Raw genomic sequence first — 19,521 nt, forward strand, 5'->3', positions numbered from 1 at the left:
CCGAGCTTAACAGATTGCCGCTTCGGCAATGACGGGGACTGCCGCATTGCGGTTGCAGGCACGCGCATATTGCGCCAGCAAGCTGCCGATCTTGTGCTCGATCAAGGCCGGGGCCTGCGCTGGCAGGCTGCCCTGCACCACGGCCAGGTACTGCTCCGGCAAATGCTGGCTCAACAGCGGCAGCGGAATGGCCACCGTGTCCAGGTTGGCCAGCAGCTTGGCGACGGCGGCCGCCACTTCCGGCTCGCCCCAGTAATAGCGGCAACGGTCGCTCAAGCCGTAGCGGCGCATCAATCGCTGTTCGTCCGGCGTGCCCAGGTAATGCTTGATCCAGTTCTTCGGCTTGGCCACCATCACGTCGTCGAGCACCTGCATCAGTTGCGAGGTGGCGTGCGCCGGCAGCAATTCTTCCTCGATCTGGCACAGCGCGAACAGCGCCTCGCGCAGGGCAAAGGTGGCGGCCGGGCCCACTTTCAGGATGGCGAAATGGTCGCGCACCATGGCGTGCAGCGCCGTTTCGCGCTGGTAGTCGGTGGAATGGGCTTCGAACACGAGGCCAGGCTGCTCGGCGACAAAGGCCGACAGCTCGGTGGCGGCGTCCGCGTCGTAGTGCTGGATGCTGCTCTGGTCGAAATCGACGCCCGGCTGCACCACCATGGCGATGACCCGGCGCCAGGCACCATGCAGCTCGTTTTCCAGAAACGCGCGGCGGTGCACGTCGAGCGTGCGGCGCGCGGCCTGCGGACTGGTGACGGCGCCGGCCTGCGCCAGCGACGCTTCGCCGCCGGGAATCGGCACTTCCGTGCCGATCACGTAGACGGGCGGCGCGAAGCCGGCGGCCGCCGCCGCTTCTTCGGCGACGATGCACAGGCGCGCCGAACGGGCGGCCACGGTTTCATCGTCGAGCTGCAAGGGATCGTCGGCACAGCGCATGCTGCAATCGAGGTGGATTTTATGGAAGCCGGCGGCCGCATACGCGGCGATCAGGGTTTCGGCGTGGTTCATGGCGGTGGCCGCATCGAGGTGCTGCCAGGCGTTCGGGCCCAGATGGTCGCCGCCCAGCACCAGCCGGCTGGCGGGGAAACCCTGTTCGCGGGCCAGTGCCAGCATGGTGTCGCGGAAAACGGCCGGCGTCATGCCCGTGTAGCCGCCGAACTGGTCGACCTGGTTCGACGTCGCTTCGACCAGCAGCACCGTGTCGTACTCGCTGGCCACGCGCATGGCGGCGCGCAGCACGCTCGGGTGGCTGCAGCAGACGGCGTACAGTCCCACGCGCTCGCCGCGGCGGTGCGCCTTGATCACTTGCTGGATCGGGGACAGGGTAAAAGTCGGGTTTTCCGCTTGCTTCATCATGGTTACGCCTTCGTATGTTGTCGTATCAAAAGGGCCGCGCCGCGCGCGCCGCCGGCGTCGCCAAAGCGGGGCGGCAGTATCGGCGGCACGTGCACGCCGGGGAACAGATGGCGCTTGACGGCGGCCGGCAGCTTGTCGTACAGGTGCGGCAGCTTGGACAGGCCGCCGCCGAGCACGATCACGTGCGGGTCGTAGGCCAGTACCAGGCCGGCCAGCGCGTGGCCCAGCACGTCGAGGTGCACGGTCACCGTGCGCTGGGCCACGGCGTCGCCCATGTTGGCGCGGGCGACGATGGCCAAAGGCTCTGCGCCGTCGCCGCCAAAGTGGGCATGGATTTTGCGCATGGCGGGGCCGGAGACATAGCGCTCGAGGCAGCCCGCCTTGCCGCACGGGCAGGCGTAATCGGCCAGGCCATGCTGCGCCATCAAGGTGGCGGGCAGGCTCCAGTGGCCCCATTCGCCGGCCACGCCGTTAAAGCCGCGCAGCAGCTGGCCGCCCACGCAATAGCCGCCGCCCGCGCCCGTGCCGAGAATGGCGCCGAACATGCTGGCGGCATTGTCGGCCGCGCCGCCTTGTGCTTCCGACAGGGCGAAGCACTGGCAATCGTTGCCGATGGCGACAGGACGCTGCAAGGCCTGCTGCAGGGTTTGCGCCACCAGGCGGCCATTCAGGGCCGGCACGTTGGAACTGAGCTGCCGGCCAGTGGCGCTGTCGATCACGCCGGGCAAGCCGATGCCGACGGGGGCCGTCGTGCCCAGGGCGGCGTCGCCGCGCGCCACCAGGTCGACGATGGCTTGCACGAAGGCGGCAAAATCGTCGCCCGGCGTGGCCACCCGTTCGCGGAACACTTCCGCCAGCGCGCCATCGCGGTCGGCGAAGGCGACCAGCTCCATCTTGCTGCCACCGATGTCGATGCCGTGGTAGCCGGCTGTGTGATTAGAATTGGTCATGGCCATAGATGGTGACGCCTTGCACGACACGGTTGACGATGCCGCCGGCGAATGGATTGTCGGGGCGCAGTTGCAGCAGTGCGGACTGGTGCAGCGCATATTGCTGCGCCATCAGCAGCCACAGCGGGGCCAGCCAGGCGTCGGGCCAGGCCGGCGCATCGGCAGATAAGTCACCGCCGATACCCACCGTCAGGCAGCGCTGCGCCACGCTGTCGCGCTGCAGTTCTTTCAATAGGTCGTCTTCGTACTGGCGCGCCAGCGGCTTGCTGCTGCGCAGCAGGATCACCAGCGATTCCGTGGTGACGGCCGATTTTGGGCCGTGGCGGAAGCCCAGCGGCGTATTCGCCATCGCCATCACTCTGCCGCCCGTCAATTCCAGGATCTTTAATGCCGCTTCCTTGGCCAGCGCTTCCAGCGGGCCGCTGCCCAGGTAGACGACGCGCTGCACCGGTGTCGAACCGAGATTCGCCACGGGCGCCGACCAGTCGCGCAAGGCTTGCTCGCCCAGCTGCGCCAAGGTCTCAAGGCGCGTCAAATCGACGTCCTTGCCCAGTACCGACAGGGCGGCCAGCAGCATGCTGCTGAAACTGCTGGTCATGGCGAAGCCGCGGTCGCAGCTGCCTTCCGGCATCAGCAGGTTATAGGTACGGTCGTCGTTCGCGCCCTGGCGCGCCAGCTTGCCGTCCGCGTTGCAGGTGATGTTCAGGAAGCGCGCGCCGGGCACGACCTGGCGCAGCAGTTCCACGGCCGCCAGGCTTTCCGGGCTGTCGCCGCTGCGGGCAAACGAGACGAGCAGGGTGGGCGCGTCCGCTTCCAGGTACAGCTCGTGGTGCGTCAGCAAGGTTGTGGTGGCGATGGCGCGGATCTGCGCGGGCCAGGCCGCATTCAGGGTATCGACGACGATTTCACCCACGTAGGCCGAGCTGCCGGCGCCCGTCAGGATGACGCGTTGTTGTGGATTCGACAGCGCGTCGCCGAGGAAGGCGGCCAGTGCCGCTTGCTCCTTGCGCAAGATGCCGGCCAGCGCGCGCCAGATGGCCGGCTGGTGGGCAATTTCCTCGGCCGTGTGCAGGCCGCCGATGTCGCGCCAGGTTTGAATGTCACGCTGAAGAAGGGTAGTCATGAGAGCTCAGTAAAGTGTTTGTTGGAGAAAGCATAAATACTAAATTTCGAAAAGTCAAATACGAAAGTAAAACGAAAGTAAATAGTTTGCTGCCTTGCGAAATAATGTCGTTTTAAAAGCGGTGAAACGTGCTGCGGTGCAGCGTAACAGCCCGTGGCGGCGCGGCTTGTCGCTGAAATGCCACGATAACGAAAGTATGTTTTGTGACATTTTGGTGAAACGTAAGAAAAATGCGCCAATTATGGGCATTTTATTAATAAATTGCCGCTTTAACTTTCTTTTGATTGACGATATTTATTTTTCTTCTTAAAGTATTTCATCGAATCACTTCTGAAAGCCGATAGATGAAACCTCTCCCGCTTCCCCGCCGCGTCCTTGCCGCCTGTGTCCTCGCTGCCCTTGCCACCTTGTCCGCGCAAAGCGTGCAGGCCGCGCCTGTCGGCAACCTGGCCAGCGTGAGTGCCGTGCACGCGGCCGACGTGGCCAAGGGCGAGGCACTGGGCTGGGATCTGCGCAGCGATACTGGCATGCAGCTGCGTATCAGCCTGCCGCAGGTGGACGTGCTGCGCATCCAGGCGGGCGGAAAAGGGGGTTTGACGGGGCCGGGCGACAAGGCCGCGCCCATCGTCGTGGGCCAGCCGGCCGCGCAGGTGGCGTACCAGATCCATGAACAGCCCGACCATATCCTGATCAGCACCGAAGCCCTGAGCCTGCGCATCGACCGCAAACCGTTGCGCTTTACCCTGCTGCGCAAGGGCGATGCGGTGCCGCTGTGGCGCGAAGTGCAGCCGCTGTCGCTCGACGACAAGCAGGGAGTGCAGGTGCTATCGAGCTTGCCGGGCGAACGTTACTTTGGCGGCGGCCAGCAAAATGGCCGCTTCGAATTCAAGGGCAAGCAGGTGCCCGTGTCGTATTCGGGCGGCTGGGAAGAAGGCGACCGCCCGAATCCCGCGCCATTCCTCATGAGTTCACGCGGCTGGGGCATGCTGCGCAATACCTGGTCCGACGGGAACTACGACTTGCGCGACAAGGAGCAGATCTCGCTGCAGCACGCGGAAGGACGCTTCGATGCGTATTTCTTTGTCGGCAAGGACTTGCGCGACGTCGTCGCCCGCTACACGGACTTGACGGGCCGCGCGCGCATGCTGCCCCGCTGGGCGCTGGAATACGGCGACGCCGATTGCTACAACGATGGCGACAACGTGAAAAAACCCGGTTCCGTGCCGAAAAACTGGAGCGATGGCCCCACGGGCAAGACGCCGGACGTGGTGGAAAGCGTGGCGCGAAAATACCGCGAACACGATATGCCAGGCGGCTGGATTTTACCCAACGACGGCTACGGCTGCGGCTATACGAATTTGCCGGAAACGGTGAAGGGCCTGGCCGGCTATGGCTTTCGCACGGGCCTGTGGACGGAAAACGGCGTCGACAAGATCGCCTGGGAAGTGGGCCAGGCGGGCAGCCGCGTGCAAAAGCTGGACGTGGCGTGGACGGGCAAGGGCTACCAGTTCGCCATGGATGCGAACAAGTCGGCCTATGACGGCATCCTGAATAACTCCGACAGCCGCCCCTTCCTGTGGACGGTGATGGGCTGGGCCGGCATCCAGCGCTACGCCGTGGCGTGGACGGGCGACCAGAGCGCCAGCTGGGACTACATCCGCTGGCACATCCCGACCCTGATCGGCTCGGGCCTGTCCGGCCAGGCGTATGCATCGGGCGACGTGGACGCCATCTTTGGCGGCAGTCCGGAAACCTATCTGCGCGATTTGCAGTGGAAAAGCTTTACGCCAGTCCTGATGGGCATGTCCGGCTGGGCCGCGGCCGAGCGCAAGCATCCATGGTGGTTCGAGCAGCCGTACCGCGACATCAACCGCCGCTATCTGAAGCTCAAGATGCGCCTCACCCCCTATATGTATACCCTGGTGCGCGAAGCGGAGCAATCGGGCGCGCCGCTGGTGCGGGGCCTGATGTGGGATTACCCGCAAGACCCGGCCGCCTACACGGAAGCCTATAAATACCAATTCCTGCTGGGGCGCGACGTGCTGGTGGCACCCGTCTACCGCAGCCAGGCCGTCAGCGGCGGCTGGCGCAAGGGCATCCACCTGCCGCAGGACACGTGGTACGACTACTGGGATGGCCGCCAGGCCACGGCCGACGCCAAGGGACGCGACCTGGATATGCAGGTGACGCTCGATAAATTGCCTGTGTTCGTGCGCGCCGGCGCCATCCTGCCCATGTATCCGGAAATGCTGTACGACGGCCAGAAGCCGAAGGATCAACTCACGCTCGATATCTATCCGCGCGGCGATTCCGACTACACGCTGTATGAAGACGATGGCAGCACGCGCCAGTACCAGGGCGGCGCCTTCAGCCAGCAAGTCATCCGCATGCGCCAGACGGGCGCCGATGTGCAGGTCGATATCGGCGCCGTCGATGGCCAGTACCAGGGCCAGGAAGCGCGCCGCGGCTATGCGCTGCGCATGCTGGCGGGCCAGGCTCCGGCCACCGTGCGCGCTGGCGAACGGCTGATCGCGGCAGCGGGCGACCGCGCCGGTTACGACAAGGCGGTCGAAGGCTGGTATTTCGACGCAGCCGACCGGCAAGGCACCCTGCACGTGAAAGTGGCGGCGCAGGATATCCGCCAGCCTTTAGCTTTGCAGGTCGCCGGCGCGCTGGCTGTGGCGAGAGCCGATGCCGACTTCCCGGCCGCCCCCGTGCCGGGCCGCGCCTTGCCGGCCGACGCCATGCAGGTGGTGGCGCGTCCTGCGGAGGAAAGCGGTTATCCGCTGGAAAACGCCTTCGATGGCAAGCCGGAGACGTGGTTCCGCACCGTGCGCAGTCCGTCCGTGAAAAGCGGCCCGCACGAATGGGTGATCGGCTTCACGGAACGGCGCCTGATCGACGGCATTGAACTGGCGCCGCGCAACGACCAGCACTGGAAGCATGGCCAGGTGCGCGATTATGAAATCTACATTGGCGACAACAATGGCGAGTGGGGCGCGGCGCTTGCGCGCGGCACCCTCAAACTGCTGGAAGGCAGGCAGACGATTACTTTCCCCGCCACGGCCGGGCGCTTGCTGCGCTTCCGCGTCATGAGCACGCAAAATCCGGAAGGCGATGGCGCAGCGTCCCTGGACCCGATGGTGACGGCGGCGCAAAGTGCGCCGGTGGCGCGCGCGTTCGACGCGGCGCTGGCCACCGACGTGGCGCCCGTCACCTTGTCCGCATTCCGCGTGCTCGAGCACCGCGTGGCCGAAGGCGAGGAGGTGCAGCGCTATCTGTCGGACCTGGCGCTGCCGAAGACTATCGCGAAAGACCGGCCGGCCGGCAAGGCGGCCGACATGCGCATGAACGGGCTGTGGTTCCGCAAGGGCCTCGGCGTGGGGCCTGCCAGCCGCATCGACTTGCAGCTGGCCGGCAACTGGAATCTGCTGCGCGCCGACCTGGGCGTGGACGATAGCTGCCGCGGCGCGGGCGGCTTGCAATTTCAGGTCTGGAGCGGTGAGCGGCTGCTGTATGACAGCGGCCTGGTCACGGCTCCCGGGGTGGTCAAACCCGAAATCGACGTGCGCGGCCTGAGCCAGCTCAGTTTGCGCACCCTGGGCGCGCGCGGCGCCCACCCGGCCCAGGTCTGCGGCAACTGGGCCAACGCCGTGCTGACCGGCACGGAAGGCGCGACCGTCAAGCCGCGCTAGACACTCAATCATGCATTAAAAAAGAGCCCCTCTTCGGACCGGGGAGGGGCTCTTGCAGCCTTGCGAAAACAAATCACTTATAAAAGGGAGTTGAGAATGCACTTGAAAAAACTGATGGCCGCCATGGTGGCGGTAGGGTTGGCCTCAACGGCGCTGGCAGCGGAGGAGGAGAAACTGCAGCGTGTGGAAGTGACGGGTTCGAGCCTGAAGCGCATCAACGCGGAGACGGCGTCGCCGGTGCAGGTGATCAACGCCAAGCAGATCGAAAACATGGGCGCGCTCACCTTGCTGCAAGTGCTCGACAACCTGCCTGCCGCCCGCCCGGCGCAGCAGGATTTCCGCTCGATGTTCACTGGTTCCGATGGCGGCTCGCAAGCGAACTTGCGCGGCCTCGGCGCGCAGGGCACGCTGGTGCTCTTGAATGGCCGCCGCCTGTCGTTCTATGGCGCGCCGGCCGGCTTCCAGACCATGTTCGTCAATATCGACGCCATTCCCGCCGCCGCCATCGAGCGCATGGAGATTTTGACGGATGGCGCGTCGGCCATATATGGCTCCGACGCCGTCGCCGGCGTCATCAACGTGATCACCAAGAAGTCGTACCAGGGCCTGGAAGCGCGCGCCAATGGCGAGTTTTCACCGAGCGTGAAATCGTATGGCGAACGCCAGGCCAGCGTGCTGTATGGCCTGGGCGACCTGGCCAGCGACGGCTACAACATCTATGGTTCCGTGAACGTTTATCAGCGCGACCGCATTGCGCTGGCCGATACCTGGCGCAAGCGTCCTTCGTATTTTTATGCGAACAATCCCAATTTCATCCCGAACATGCGCGTGGGCGTGGGCAGCGAACCGGGCACGGTGAATCCCGGAACCTTCTTTGTCTTCGACAAGGCGAACAACAATGCGCGCACCCAGCGCGCCGTCAATGGCTGCAACAACAGCATCACCGAAGCATCGGGCACGCGCTGCGTGTGGAATGCGCTGCCCAACCAGCTCGACACGGGGCCCACCTCGGAGCGGGCCACGGCTTACCTGAGCGGCAGGCTGAAACTGGGCGGCGACATGGAAGCGTTCGCGGAAGGCGCTTTCACCCACATCAAGATGCGCGGCGAGAATGGTCCGTCCAGCTTCAACAGCGGCAGCACGAACAACTGGTTCGCGCGCAATACGGGCAATACCCTGAACACCTTCGCCACGCCTTTCCTGAGCCCCAACAACGTCTACCTGAAAGGCAAGCTCGATGCCGACATGGTGGCCAGGATGGGCGGCGCGGCCGGCTTGAACTACCTGCTGCAGGATGCACAAGGCCACTTTGGACAGAAGAACGTCGATGAAAACTACCGCGCGCTCGTCGGCCTGCGCGGCAGCATCGGCGGCGGCTGGGATTTTGAAACGGCGCTCAGCGTGGCGGGCAGCCATTCGACCCTGTTCCAGACGGCGAACATCAACATCAAGGGCTTCGAGCAGGCATTCGGGCCGTTCACGAAAGATCCCGTCAGCGGCCGCACGTATATCGCCGACAATCCCGCCTACAAATTCGGCGAAATCAGCGAGGCGAATGCGGCGCTGGTGCGTGCCGCTTACCCGACGTTTGCCATCGAATCCTGGACCAAACTGATGACCTGGGATGCGAAAGTGGAAGGCACGCTGTTCAAACTGGGCGAGCGCGAAGTGCGCGCCGCCGTCGGCACCAACGTGATGCGCGAGAGTTTTCTCACGCCCGGCAACGCGGATGCGGCCAATGGCCTGATCACGCAGCAGGGCGGTTCCTGGTTCGACGGCCGGCGCACCATTGCCGCCGTGTTTGGCGAAGTGGTGGTGCCGCTCAGCGACACCCTGGAAGTCAACGCGGCCGCGCGCGTGGACAAATACCCGCATTTCGCCGCCAACCTGGCGCCCAAGCTGGGCGTGATCTGGCGCGCGCGGCCTGACCTGATGCTGCGCGGGACGTATTCGGAAGGCTTCCGCGCGCCCAACCTGGCCGAATCGGGCACGGGCGGCGTCTTTGCGCAGGTGGGTGGCATCCGCGACACGGTGCGCTGCGATGAAACGAACGCCATGGCGCGCGCGCTGATGAAGTCCAAGGTGGCAACGGATGCGGACCTGGGCAAGAGTTTGCTCAATTCGAACTGCTCCACGACGGTGGGCGGTCTGACGCCGCCGAACCAGAATCTGCGTCCGGAAAAGGCGAAGATATCGACCGTGGGCCTGGTGCTGCAGCCGGCCAAGGACGTGAGCATTTCCATCGATTACTGGTTCATCAACCGCCGCGACGAAATCGTGCGCCAGGACTTCAACGAGCTGTTTACGGAACTGGTCGACAAATACGGTCCGACCCTGGCCGGCACATCGAGCGCCATCCGCAACGACCTGACGGACACGGACCGGGGCAACGTGGCGGCGGTGGCGGCCATGTGCGCCAATCCCGCCAATGCTGGCGTGTGCGCGGGCGGCGTGCCTGGCTACTCGGTGGGCAACCTGGGCGGCTTGATCAACTCGTATTCGAACCGCGGCCGCACCCTGATGGACGGCGTGGACATCGACGCCCGCACGCGCTTCGCGCTCGGCGACTGGGGCAAGCTGAGTACCGGCATCGCGGCTACCATCCGCAAGCGCGACACCCACGACAGCGAAGATGGCAGCGACATCAAGGGCAACACCGTCGGCTACTACGATTCGCCGCGCTACCGCGCCACGGTGAATGCCGACTGGAGCTACCGCAACTTCGTCAGCAGCGTCTTCATCAACTATTCGGGCAAGACGCGCTGGGCCTACGGCCCCTGGGACAAGGACAACACGCCGGAAAACTGCACCGCCGCCTCGGTGGCGCTGCCGGCCGGCCAGTGCAAGGGCGCGCCGTCGTACACGACGGTCAACCTGGCCTTCAGCTGGAAGCCGATGAAGAACCTGGACGTGGGCCTGAACGTGAAAAACGCGTTCAACAAGCAGCCGTACTACGACCCGAACGGCTGGGAAGGCTACAACCATAGCCAGGACCTGTTCGGCCGCCAGTTCGCCCTGTCGGCCAGCTACAAGTTCTTTTAACACGTGACGATGCCCCGGCCCGCCAGCGGGCCGGGGCATCATCATGAAAAGAAAAAGACAATATTCTGAAATGTGCAATACGAAAGATAAACGTAAGTGAAAGCCGATTGCCCTGGCTGCTTTCGCGTTGATATCCCCAGATTTTTGCGCTGATTCTGTGCTCATGGCCATCTCCGTACCTACGCGTGTATCCGTCACACCACGATAACGAAAGTTATCTGACGCATATCCGATTGAATCGAAAGATAAATCGCCTTTATTTACTGAATTTGTCGATAAATCTGCGCTATAACTTTCTTTTTGTTGACGATACTTATTTTTCTTTTTAAAGTAATCCCAAGAAAACGAAAATCAGCCGATACGGACTGATTTCCCGGAAGGCGCAACTGCCTGGCTGCGCCGGCCGACGACCACCATAAAAATTGCATCCCCCGGCTCCGCCCTGGAGCGGGGAGGGCGCGCATAACCCTCGATATAGACGGAGACACAGCATGCATACCACCCGACTCAAATTGCGCGACATCAGCCGCGCCGCCGCGATCGTGATCGCCCTGGCGGCCGGCGTGCCAGGCCAGGCCTGGGCACAGTCGAACGCCACCAGCACCATTTTCGGTGAAGTAAGCGCGCCGGCCGGCGCCACCGTGGTGCTGGAAAACCTGGCGACGGGCGTGCAGCGCACCTTGACGCCCGATACGTCGGGCCGCTACGTGGCCAACTCCATGCCGCCAGGGCGCTATGCGGTGCGCGTGCTGCGTGCCGGTTCGGTGGAAGCGTCGCAGGAAGTCGAAGCCCTGATCGGCGCCGGCGCGGAGGCGAACTTCGGTCCGGCCAGCGCGGCCGGCGCCGTGGGCCAGGAGCAGACCGTCGTCGTGAAGGCGTCGCGCAATCCGATCGACGTATCGAACACGAACAATGGCGTGATCTTCACGGCCAAGGAATTGAAAGCGCTGCCCGTCGGCAATGACGTCGCTTCCATCGTGCAGCTGACGCCGGGCGTGGCGCGCGGCACCAACAGCGTGTATGGCAATGCGCCATCGATCGGCGGCTCGGGCCAGTCGGAAAACGCGTTCTACGTCAACGGTTTCCCCATCACGAATCTCCTGACCCAGGTGGGCGCGTCGGAGCTGCCGTTTGGCGCGATCTCGAACCTGCAAGTGCTGTCGGGCGGCTACGGCTCGGAATTTGGCCGTTCCACGGGCGGCGTGATCAACATCACCACCAAGAGCGGCGGCAACAAGGTCGAATTCGGCGGCAAGGTCTCCATCATTCCCCGTTCGCTGAAGGGCACAACGGAAAACCGGCATTACCCGAACACGGGCGCCAATCCGGACACGGATGGCACCTTGAAGTACTGGAACCGCGATAACGGCAGCACCAGCAAGGTCGTCGGCTTGTATGGCAGCGGGCCGCTGATCAAGAACAAGCTGTTCGCCTTCGTGGCGCTGGAACAGACGCGCACGGACGGCGGCGCCGTCGCCGGTGCGCGCGACGACTCGGACAAGGTCTTGCCGAACGGCTGGCGCGAGAGCAAGAGCAAGGTTGACCGCATGATGGCCAAGCTCGATTACAACCTGACGGACGACCATCACTTTGAATATACCAAGCTGTATGACCGCACGACAACGGATAGCCAGAGCTATGGCTTCGACTATGCCACCTTGAAACGCAACAACGTGCCTGGCGGCGGGAGCGAGACCACCATCAACTGCTGCGGCTCGTCGGCCGCGCCGGGCGCGAACGCCGACATCTTCAAGTACACGGGCTACCTGACGGACAATCTGACGGTGACGGCCATGATGGGGCAGTCGCGGACCAGCCATCGCCGCACGCCCGAAGGCTATGACCCCAGCCTGGCGCAAACCAGGTCCATCCAGTCGACGCAAGTGCCAGGCCTGGTCTACGTGAATCCGCAAACAGTGACCGGTACTCTGGTTGACCCATCCTCGGAAGACCGCCAGAAGGCCAAGCGCCTGGACCTGGAATACAAGCTGGGCAAGCATTCGCTGCGCGGCGGCATCGACCGCATCGACGTGGAATCGCAAGTGGGCCTGAGCCTGGCCGGCGGCTACCGCTGGAACTACCTGCGGGCCACCGATCCGAATCTGCCGATCAACGGCGCCTTTGAAACGCCGGCCCAGGGCCAGGGCTACGGCAAGGATGGCTATTACGTCAGCAAGGACCTGAACGCCAACCTGGCGCGTCCGACCAGCGTGCAATCGGCGCAGTACATCCAGGATCACTACCAGGTCACGGAAAGGGTGCTGCTGGACCTGGGCCTGCGCCGCGAACAGTTCACCAACTACAGCACCGATGGCGTGGCTTTTATCTCGCAGCGCAACATGATCGCCCCGCGCGTGGGCGCCACCTGGGATTACCTGGGCGACGGCACCCTGAAATTCTTCGCCAACGGCGGCCGCTACCACCTGCCGGTGCCATCGAATTTGTCGAGCAATATGGCCAGCCCCTTCCTGGCCACCAGCGAGATGTACACCTATACGGGCGTCGATCCCGTGACGGGCGCGCCGACGGGCCTGCACGCCATCAGCAAGCCGTATTCGGCCAACAACGCGTATGGCCAGAGCCGCGATGCGCGCGAAGTGACGGCCGTCGGCCTGAAGCCGCTGTCGCAGGATGAATTCTCGCTCGGCTTCGAACGCGCCCTGAGCAAGAAGCTGGTGGTGGGCGCCAGCTTCCTGTACCGCAAGCTGAACGACACCAATGACGATACCTGCGACGCGCGTCCGCTGCAAGCCTGGGCCACGCGCAACGGCGTCGACACGGGCAACTGGAGCGGCTTCCAGTGCGCCATCATCAACCCTGGCCGCGACAACAGCCTGATGGTGGACTTCGACGATGGCAAGGGCTTGCGCCGCGTGGATATTTCTGCCGCGGAGTGGGGCAATCCGAAACCGGCACGCACCTACCGCGCCCTGAACCTGTTCGTCGAGCACCCGTACACGAACGGCTGGTACGGCAAGCTGACTTACACCTTGTCCGGCTTGAAGGGCAATATGGAAGGCCAGACGGACAGTATCGGCGGCGGCGACGTGGGCCTGACGGTCAGCGACGACCACAAGGAACTGATGTACAACGCGTATGGCTACCTGCCGGGCGACCACCGCCACGCCTTCAAGGCCTACGGCTTCATGCAGGTCATCCCGGACGTGATGGTGGGCGCCAACCTGTCGCTGACCTCGGGTGCGCCGCGCAACTGCATCGGCGCGCTGCCCGACAACCTGAGGTTCGAGGACGATTACGGTGATTCCTACTTTTATTGCAATGGCAAGCCGGCGCCACGCGGCAGCCAGGGCCGCCTGCCGTGGCAAGCCCAGCTTGACATGAATGTGGCCTATACTCCCAGCGCCGTCAAGGGCCTGAGCCTGAAAGTGGACGTCTTCAATGTGTTCAACAGCCAGACCGTGACCCGCTACAGCGAAACGCGCGAAGACCATGGCGCCATCTCCCGCAATTACCTGCAGGTTGATGGACGCACGGCGCCGCGTTCCGTGCGCTTCACGGCTGAATACACCTATTAAACTGCAGCCGGTCTGCCATGCGGCGGGCCGGCGACGATCATTACCAACGGAAGCGAGAAGAGACCAATGACGACACAAATCAATCGACGCAATTTCCTGTCCGCCAGCGCCGCGCTGGCCGGTGGCGCCATGGCCGGCAGCGCACTGCTGCCCGGCGACGCCAGCGCCGCCCCTGCGGCCGGCCGCGACAAGGTCCGTCTGGGCCTGATCGGCACGGGCATGCGCGGCCAGGTGCTGCTGGCCGAACTGGTGCGCCGCGACGACGTGGAAGTCGTTGCCCTGTGCGATATCGAACCGATCATGCTGAAACACGCGCTGGGCCAGGTGGCCAAGGCCGGCAAGCCGCGTCCGCGCACGTATGGCGAAGACCGCGACGAGAAAGCCTACAAGCGCATGCTGGATGCGGGCGGCCTCGATGGCGTGATCATCGCCACGCCGTGGGAATTCCACGCGCCGATGGCGATCGCCGCCATGCAGGCAAAGATCGCCGTCGGCTGCGAAGTGGTGGCCGGCATCACCCTGCAAGACCACTGGGATGTCCTCAATACCCAGCTGAAAACGGGCACGCCCTACATGTTGCTGGAAAACGTGTGCTACCGCCGCGACGTCATGGCCGCGCTGCAGATGGTGCGCGCGGGTCTGTTCGGCGAACTGCTGCACCTGCAGGGCGGCTACCAGCATGATTTGCGCGCCGTCAAATTCAACAGCGGCAATCCGGCCAAGCCGTATGGCGGCGGCGTGGAATTCGGCGAGAAGGGCTGGTCGGAAGCCCATTGGCGCACGCAGCACTCGGTCGAGCGCAATGGCGAACTGTATCCAAGCCACGGCATCGGCCCGTGCGCCATGTACACCAACATCAACCGCGGCAACCGTTTTACGCGCATCAACGCCTTCGCCACCAAGGCGCGCGGCTTGCACGACTACATCGTCAAGCAGCCGGGCGGCGCGCAGCATGCGAACGCCAAGGTGAAATTCAAACTGGGCGACGTGGTCACCACGACCCTGGCGTGCGAGAACGGCGAAACCATCATCCTGCAGCACGATACGAGCCTGCCGCGCCCTTATTCGCTGGGCTTCCGCGTGCAAGGCACGGACGGCCTGTGGATGGATTTGAACAATTCGATTCACATCGAAGGCGTCAGCAAGCCGCACCAGTGGGACGACTTCAAGGTCTACCAGGACAAGTATGAGCATCCGGTCTGGCGCAAGTATGCGGCGCAAGCGGAAGGCGCGGGCCACGGCGGCATGGATTTCTTCGTCATCCACGCCTTTGTCGAAGCCCTGAAGGCGAATGCGCCGATGCCGATCGACATCTACGATGCCGTGACGTGGAGCGCCATCACGCCGCTGTCCGAGCAATCGATCGCCGCCAACTTCCAGACCCTGGATTTCCCGGACTTCACGGGTGGGCAGTGGAAATCGCGCAAGCCGATCTTCGCGCTCGACGGCAAGTACTAAGCCTTGACGACCCGCTACCGCGCCTGCCGCCGTAGCGGGTTTTTTCCATTCCAGGAGACGTTGATGAAACACAGAAGTTCATTGCTGTACGCAGTCCTTGCCGCCATGCCTTTACTTTCCGCCAGCGTGGCCGCGCCCGTGGCGTACGCGACGCCCGCCAGCGTGGAACTGGCTGGCAATGCCTTCATCACCAGCGGGCAGGAGGGCGCCGTCATCGGCGAGCATGGCCTGGCCGGCTGGAGCAATCCGGCTGCCGTCGCCAGCACGTATTTCCGCGTGGCCGACGCAGGTCCCGTCCAGGTGGCGCTCGACGCCAGTCTGGCCGATGGCGGCAACAGCACCATCCGCGTGAAGATCAATGGCGCGCCGTTCGACGTCAAGCTGGCCGGCAAGGCCCGCAAGACCTATGCCGTGGGCACGGTGAACGTGCCGGCCGCCGGTTATGTGAGGGTGGACTTGCAGGGAATCTCGCGCGCCAAGGCCACGTTCGGCGACGTCTCCGCGCTGAAGGTGACGTCGAACGCGGCGCTCACGTACGCCAGCGATCCCGCCAATTACTACTGGTCGCGGCGCGGGCCGTCCGTGCACATGGGCTACACGGTGCCGGCCAATACCGAGTATTTTTATAACGAGATGACGATCCCAAAAGGGCAGGACGCCATCGGCTCCTACTTCATGGCCAATGGTTTTGGCCAGGGCTACATGGGCATCCAGGTCAAGTCGCCCAGCGAGCGCTGGATCTTGTTCTCCGTGTGGGACGCCGACAATGGCGCCAAGACCACCCTGGTCAGCAAGGGCGAGGGCGTCATCGACAATGCCTTCGGCGGCGAGGGCACGGGCGGGCAGACCTATCTGTCGTATAACTGGGCGGCTGACACGACGTACCGCTTCATCACACGCGCGCGGCCCGACGGCAAGGGCGGCAGCGATTACTCGGCCTGGTTCTTCGCGCCGGAGACGGGCCAGTGGCGCTACATCGCCACCTGGAAGCGGCCGGCGATTTCCACCTATCTGACGCGCGTGCATTCCTTCCTCGAGAACTTCGTCGACACCCTGGGCTACACGGAGCGCCGCGTCCAGTTCGGCAACCAGTGGGCCAGGAACGTTTCCGGTACATGGTCCGAAGTGACTGCGGGAAGGTTCACCGGCGACGCCACGGCCACCAATGCGCAGCGCATGGATTATGCGGGCGGGCTGGAAAACGGCAAGTTCTACCTGCATAACGGCGGCTTCTTCGCCGATGTCGTGAAAACCGGCCAGAACTTCACGCGCCCGGCCACGGGCCAGGCGCCGGCTGTCGATGTGGCGACCTTGCCGATGCAATAGGCGTGGTTTCTCAGAACGGCCGCTTGCCCACCATCGCCTCGATGCCGCGATAGTAGGTGAGCGGCCGTCCTATCGTCACGCCCATCAATGCCGCCGCCTGGATGATGTCGTTTGTATCGCGCCGGTACACGACCAGCGCATCCATTTCGTCGGTGCCATTGCCGTCGATCTGGATCAGCTCATAGCCGCCTTCGTCCACGGCGCGCTGCGCCAGTTCCGTGTCCAGCCACTCGAAATAGGGCAGCGCGCTACCGCCGCTATCCTTGAGCAGCGCGTACGGGAAGTCGGGGAATTCGTCGAACATGTCCTGGATCTGTTCGTGCAGTTCATCGAGCTTGTCGCTCGACGCCATATAGCCGCCCAGCTGCGAGAGCATTTCCACCGCGTAGGCCTGCGCATCGCTGTCGATCCACTCGTCGCGCGGCGCGGAGGGCGCTTCGGTGATGGCGGCGACAGCGTCGTCGAGTTCCTCGCCTTCCAGGTCACCGCAGGTCAGCTTGGTCAATAGTTCGGATAAGAGCATGGTTGCCTTTCAGGGGAGCGGCATGGCCAGGGTGGCTGCCTTGTCGATGAAGTTGCCAATACTATCATTGCCGTGCAGCTTGCCGCGTTCCGCAGAAGTCGTACGGCGTCCTTCGCCTACTTGTCAACTAGACATTTTCGTGCCAGGCGGATACACTGAAAATATTTCCAATTGGAAATATTTGTCTGGGCTCATGCAGGCACAGGCGCGCTTGCCGTCCTTTGCCCTTTGCCCATCACTTGTGACCCATTTCTTCATTTTATTCAGGATCATCCATGTTTGTCCGAACCACCATGCTGCGCGCGCTGGCGTGCGCCGTCTTGCTGCCGGCGCTGTTGTCGGCCTGCGTCACCGGCCGCAATAGCGCGCCTGCGTTTACCTACACGACACCCGACCTTGCCAAGGGCGTTGTCGTCGGCACCGTGTTCGAGAGCTCCGTCTTCGAGGCGCATGGCGCCAGGTTCGGCATCGTCAGCAGCGACCCTGCCGCCCTCGAGGGAAAAAGTCTGTGGTTATCCAGCCATGCTCCCGCCGGCCAGGTCGCCTTGCAGAATGTCTTGCCAAAAGTGCCTACGGGCAAGGGCAGCACCTTTGCGCTGCAGCTGACGCCGGGACGCTACAGCGTTATCATCTGGATGCTTGACTATGGATTCAGGTCCAGGTACTCCGAATCGTCGCCGAAGCCGATCGAGTTTGACGTCGTTGCTGGCAAGGTCATCTACCTGGGACGTCTGGATGCCAACCGTTCCCTGCAAGTGGCTTCGATACACGACAATTTCGAGGAAGATATCGCATACCTGAAAAAAAATCCCTTGCTGGCCAATGCCAGCATCGAGAACAAGGCGCTCGAGGTGCGTGAATGGTGGCTACAGGACGCCCTTGGCAAGGAAATTCAGGAAAGAAACCGCGCCAAGTAAGCACCTGCAGGGTGGGGCGGCGGCCGGCAGGTCGCTTGCGCCGCAGCACCGCATAGAGATAGAATGCGAATCATTATTATTTGCAAGCTAGGGAGTATGCGACGTGCCGCCTGCCCAATCCGGCGTCCACCAGGAGGTGGGCAGCCTGTATCACGATCACCACCGGTGGCTGCAAGGCTGGCTCAAACACAAGCTGGGCAACGCGTTTGACGCGGCCGACGTGGCGCACGACACCTTCATGCGCCTGCTGAACCGCGACGAGGCTATCGCCGCGCGCGAGCCACGCGCCTTCCTGACGACCGTGGCCAAGGGCGTGCTGGGCAATCTGTACCGCCGCCGCGACCTGGAGGCGGCCTACCTGGAAACCCTGGCCAGCCTGCCGGCGCAAAGTGCGCCCGATCCCGAGGCGCAGGCGATCCTGCTTGAAGCCCTGTTCGACATCGACCGCCGCCTCGACGGCCTGGCGCCTGCCGTGCGCCGCGCCTTTCTGCTGTCGCAACTCGATGGCATGCCGCAGGCGGCCATCGCGCTGGAACTGAACATTTCGCTGGCCACCGTGCAGCGCTATCTGGTCAAAGCCATGCACCAGTGTTTCTTTTGCCAACTGGCGCCGTGATGGGTGCCCTCACGCCGGAAGCGGCCAGCTTGCAGGCGGTCGAATGGCTGGTGCGCCTGCAGGCGGGCGACGCCACGCCCGAAGTGGAGCAGGCCTGGCGCGCCTGGCGCGGCAGCGATCCGGAGAACGAGCAAGCGTGGCAGCATGTGGAAGGCTGCATGGCGCGCATGCGTGCCTTGCCCGCGCCGCTGGCGCACGGCACGCTGGCCCGCAAGCCGCTGCACGCGCAAGCGAATGCGGCGCGGCGCGAGTCTTTGAAACTCCTGGCGCTGCTGGCCGTGGGCGGCGGCGTCTGGCTGGCCGGCGGCGATGAACAGGCGCGATTCTGGCTGGCCGATTACCGCACCGGCACGGGCGAGCTGCGCCATATCGTGCTGGCAGACGGCACGCGCATCGCCCTCAACACGGCGTCCAGCATCGATGTGCGTTTCGACGCGGGTCAGCGCCTGGTGACGGTATTCAAAGGCGAGATCATGGTCACGACCGCGCACGATGCGGCTGGCCGGCCCTTTGTCGTGCGCACGCCGCAAGGCCGCTTGCAACCGGTGGGCACGCGCTTTGCCGTGCGCGTGGAAGGCGAACGCACGCAGCTGGGCGTGTTCGCGGGCGCCGTCGATATCGTGCCGGAACGGGCGCCTGAGGTGGCGCGCAGGCTGCAGGCGGGCGAACAAGCGACTTTCACGGCGGGCAGCGTTGGCTCCGTCGAGCTTCTGCCAGCCGGCGCCGAAGCGTGGACGGCCGGCATGCTGGTGGCGCGCGACATGGCGCTGGCCGATTTTGTCGGCGAGCTGGCCCGCTACCGCCTTGGGCGTCTGGCCTGCGATCCGGCTATTGGCCACCTGCGCGTCTCCGGCATCTATCCGCTGGCCGATACCGACAAGGTACTCGACATGCTGACGCGCACCTTGCCCGTCGACGTGCGCCAGAGCACGCGCTTCTGGGTGAGCGTGGTGCCGCATCGGCAGCATCCATGATTATTTTC

12 protein-coding genes are annotated in these 19,521 nt (G+C 64.0%); 8 read left to right on the top strand and 4 right to left on the bottom strand.

The window, feature by feature from the left end:
* Window positions 1-6: 6 nt before the first annotated feature.
* The 3 genes from KO539_RS09475 to KO539_RS09485 are packed head-to-tail and all read right to left on the bottom strand — an operon-like array spanning window position 7 to window position 3,426.
* The gene (locus KO539_RS09475; RefSeq protein WP_219309752.1) at window positions 7-1,350 is read right to left on the bottom strand and encodes a D-tagatose-bisphosphate aldolase, class II, non-catalytic subunit; all 1,344 of its coding nucleotides are present in this window, start codon (window positions 1,348-1,350) and stop codon (window positions 7-9) included.
* Window positions 1,351-1,355: 5 nt separating this feature from the next.
* Entirely contained in the window at window positions 1,356-2,303 is a 948-nt protein-coding gene (locus tag KO539_RS09480; protein ID WP_219308807.1) for an ROK family protein, read from the bottom strand.
* Window positions 2,290-3,426, bottom strand: coding sequence for an SIS domain-containing protein (locus tag KO539_RS09485; protein WP_219308809.1), 1,137 nt, complete (start codon window positions 3,424-3,426; stop codon window positions 2,290-2,292). The genes KO539_RS09480 and KO539_RS09485 overlap by 14 nt, the downstream gene beginning before the upstream one ends.
* 344 nt (window positions 3,427-3,770) lie before the next feature.
* On the opposite strand from KO539_RS09485, the gene KO539_RS09490 reads away from it, so the two are divergent.
* The 5 genes from KO539_RS09490 (at window position 3,771) to KO539_RS09510 (ending at window position 16,483) form a co-directional block, all read left to right on the top strand.
* On the top strand, window positions 3,771-7,121 hold the full coding sequence (locus KO539_RS09490) for a TIM-barrel domain-containing protein (protein ID WP_257626214.1): 3,351 nt from the start codon (window positions 3,771-3,773) through the stop codon (window positions 7,119-7,121).
* A 96-nt stretch (window positions 7,122-7,217) separates the two neighbouring features.
* Entirely contained in the window at window positions 7,218-10,163 is a 2,946-nt protein-coding gene (locus tag KO539_RS09495; protein WP_219308811.1) for a TonB-dependent siderophore receptor, read from the top strand.
* 491 nt (window positions 10,164-10,654) lie between these two features.
* Entirely contained in the window at window positions 10,655-13,699 is a 3,045-nt protein-coding gene (locus KO539_RS09500) for a TonB-dependent receptor (protein ID WP_219308813.1), read from the top strand.
* Window positions 13,700-13,765: 66 nt separating this feature from the next.
* Window positions 13,766-15,157, top strand: a complete 1,392-nt coding sequence (locus KO539_RS09505; RefSeq protein ID WP_219308815.1) for a Gfo/Idh/MocA family protein — start codon at window positions 13,766-13,768, stop codon at window positions 15,155-15,157.
* A 63-nt stretch (window positions 15,158-15,220) separates the two neighbouring features.
* The gene (locus tag KO539_RS09510) at window positions 15,221-16,483 is read left to right on the top strand and encodes a DUF3472 domain-containing protein (RefSeq protein WP_219308817.1); all 1,263 of its coding nucleotides are present in this window, start codon (window positions 15,221-15,223) and stop codon (window positions 16,481-16,483) included.
* Between the two features lie 10 nt (window positions 16,484-16,493).
* Here KO539_RS09510 and KO539_RS09515 read toward each other — a convergent pair whose 3' ends face one another.
* Window positions 16,494-17,006, bottom strand: coding sequence for a hypothetical protein (locus KO539_RS09515; RefSeq protein ID WP_219308819.1), 513 nt, complete (start codon window positions 17,004-17,006; stop codon window positions 16,494-16,496).
* A gap of 275 nt (window positions 17,007-17,281) precedes the next feature.
* Here KO539_RS09515 and KO539_RS09520 point away from each other — a divergent pair, with 275 nt between their 5' ends.
* The 3 genes from KO539_RS09520 (at window position 17,282) to KO539_RS09530 (ending at window position 19,513) form a co-directional block, all read left to right on the top strand.
* The gene (locus KO539_RS09520; RefSeq protein WP_219308821.1) at window positions 17,282-17,923 is read left to right on the top strand and encodes a hypothetical protein; all 642 of its coding nucleotides are present in this window, start codon (window positions 17,282-17,284) and stop codon (window positions 17,921-17,923) included.
* A 103-nt stretch (window positions 17,924-18,026) separates the two neighbouring features.
* Complete coding sequence (locus KO539_RS09525; RefSeq protein WP_219308823.1) at window positions 18,027-18,539, top strand: sigma-70 family RNA polymerase sigma factor; 513 nt, start codon at window positions 18,027-18,029, stop codon at window positions 18,537-18,539.
* Window positions 18,539-19,513, top strand: a complete 975-nt coding sequence (locus KO539_RS09530) for a FecR domain-containing protein (protein WP_219308824.1) — start codon at window positions 18,539-18,541, stop codon at window positions 19,511-19,513. Before KO539_RS09525 ends, KO539_RS09530 begins: the two co-directional genes overlap by 1 nt.
* Window positions 19,514-19,521: the final 8 nt, after the last annotated feature.

Source organism: Janthinobacterium sp. NKUCC06_STL, assembly GCF_019345455.1.
GTDB classification, from domain to species: domain Bacteria; phylum Pseudomonadota; class Gammaproteobacteria; order Burkholderiales; family Burkholderiaceae_D; genus Janthinobacterium; species Janthinobacterium rivuli.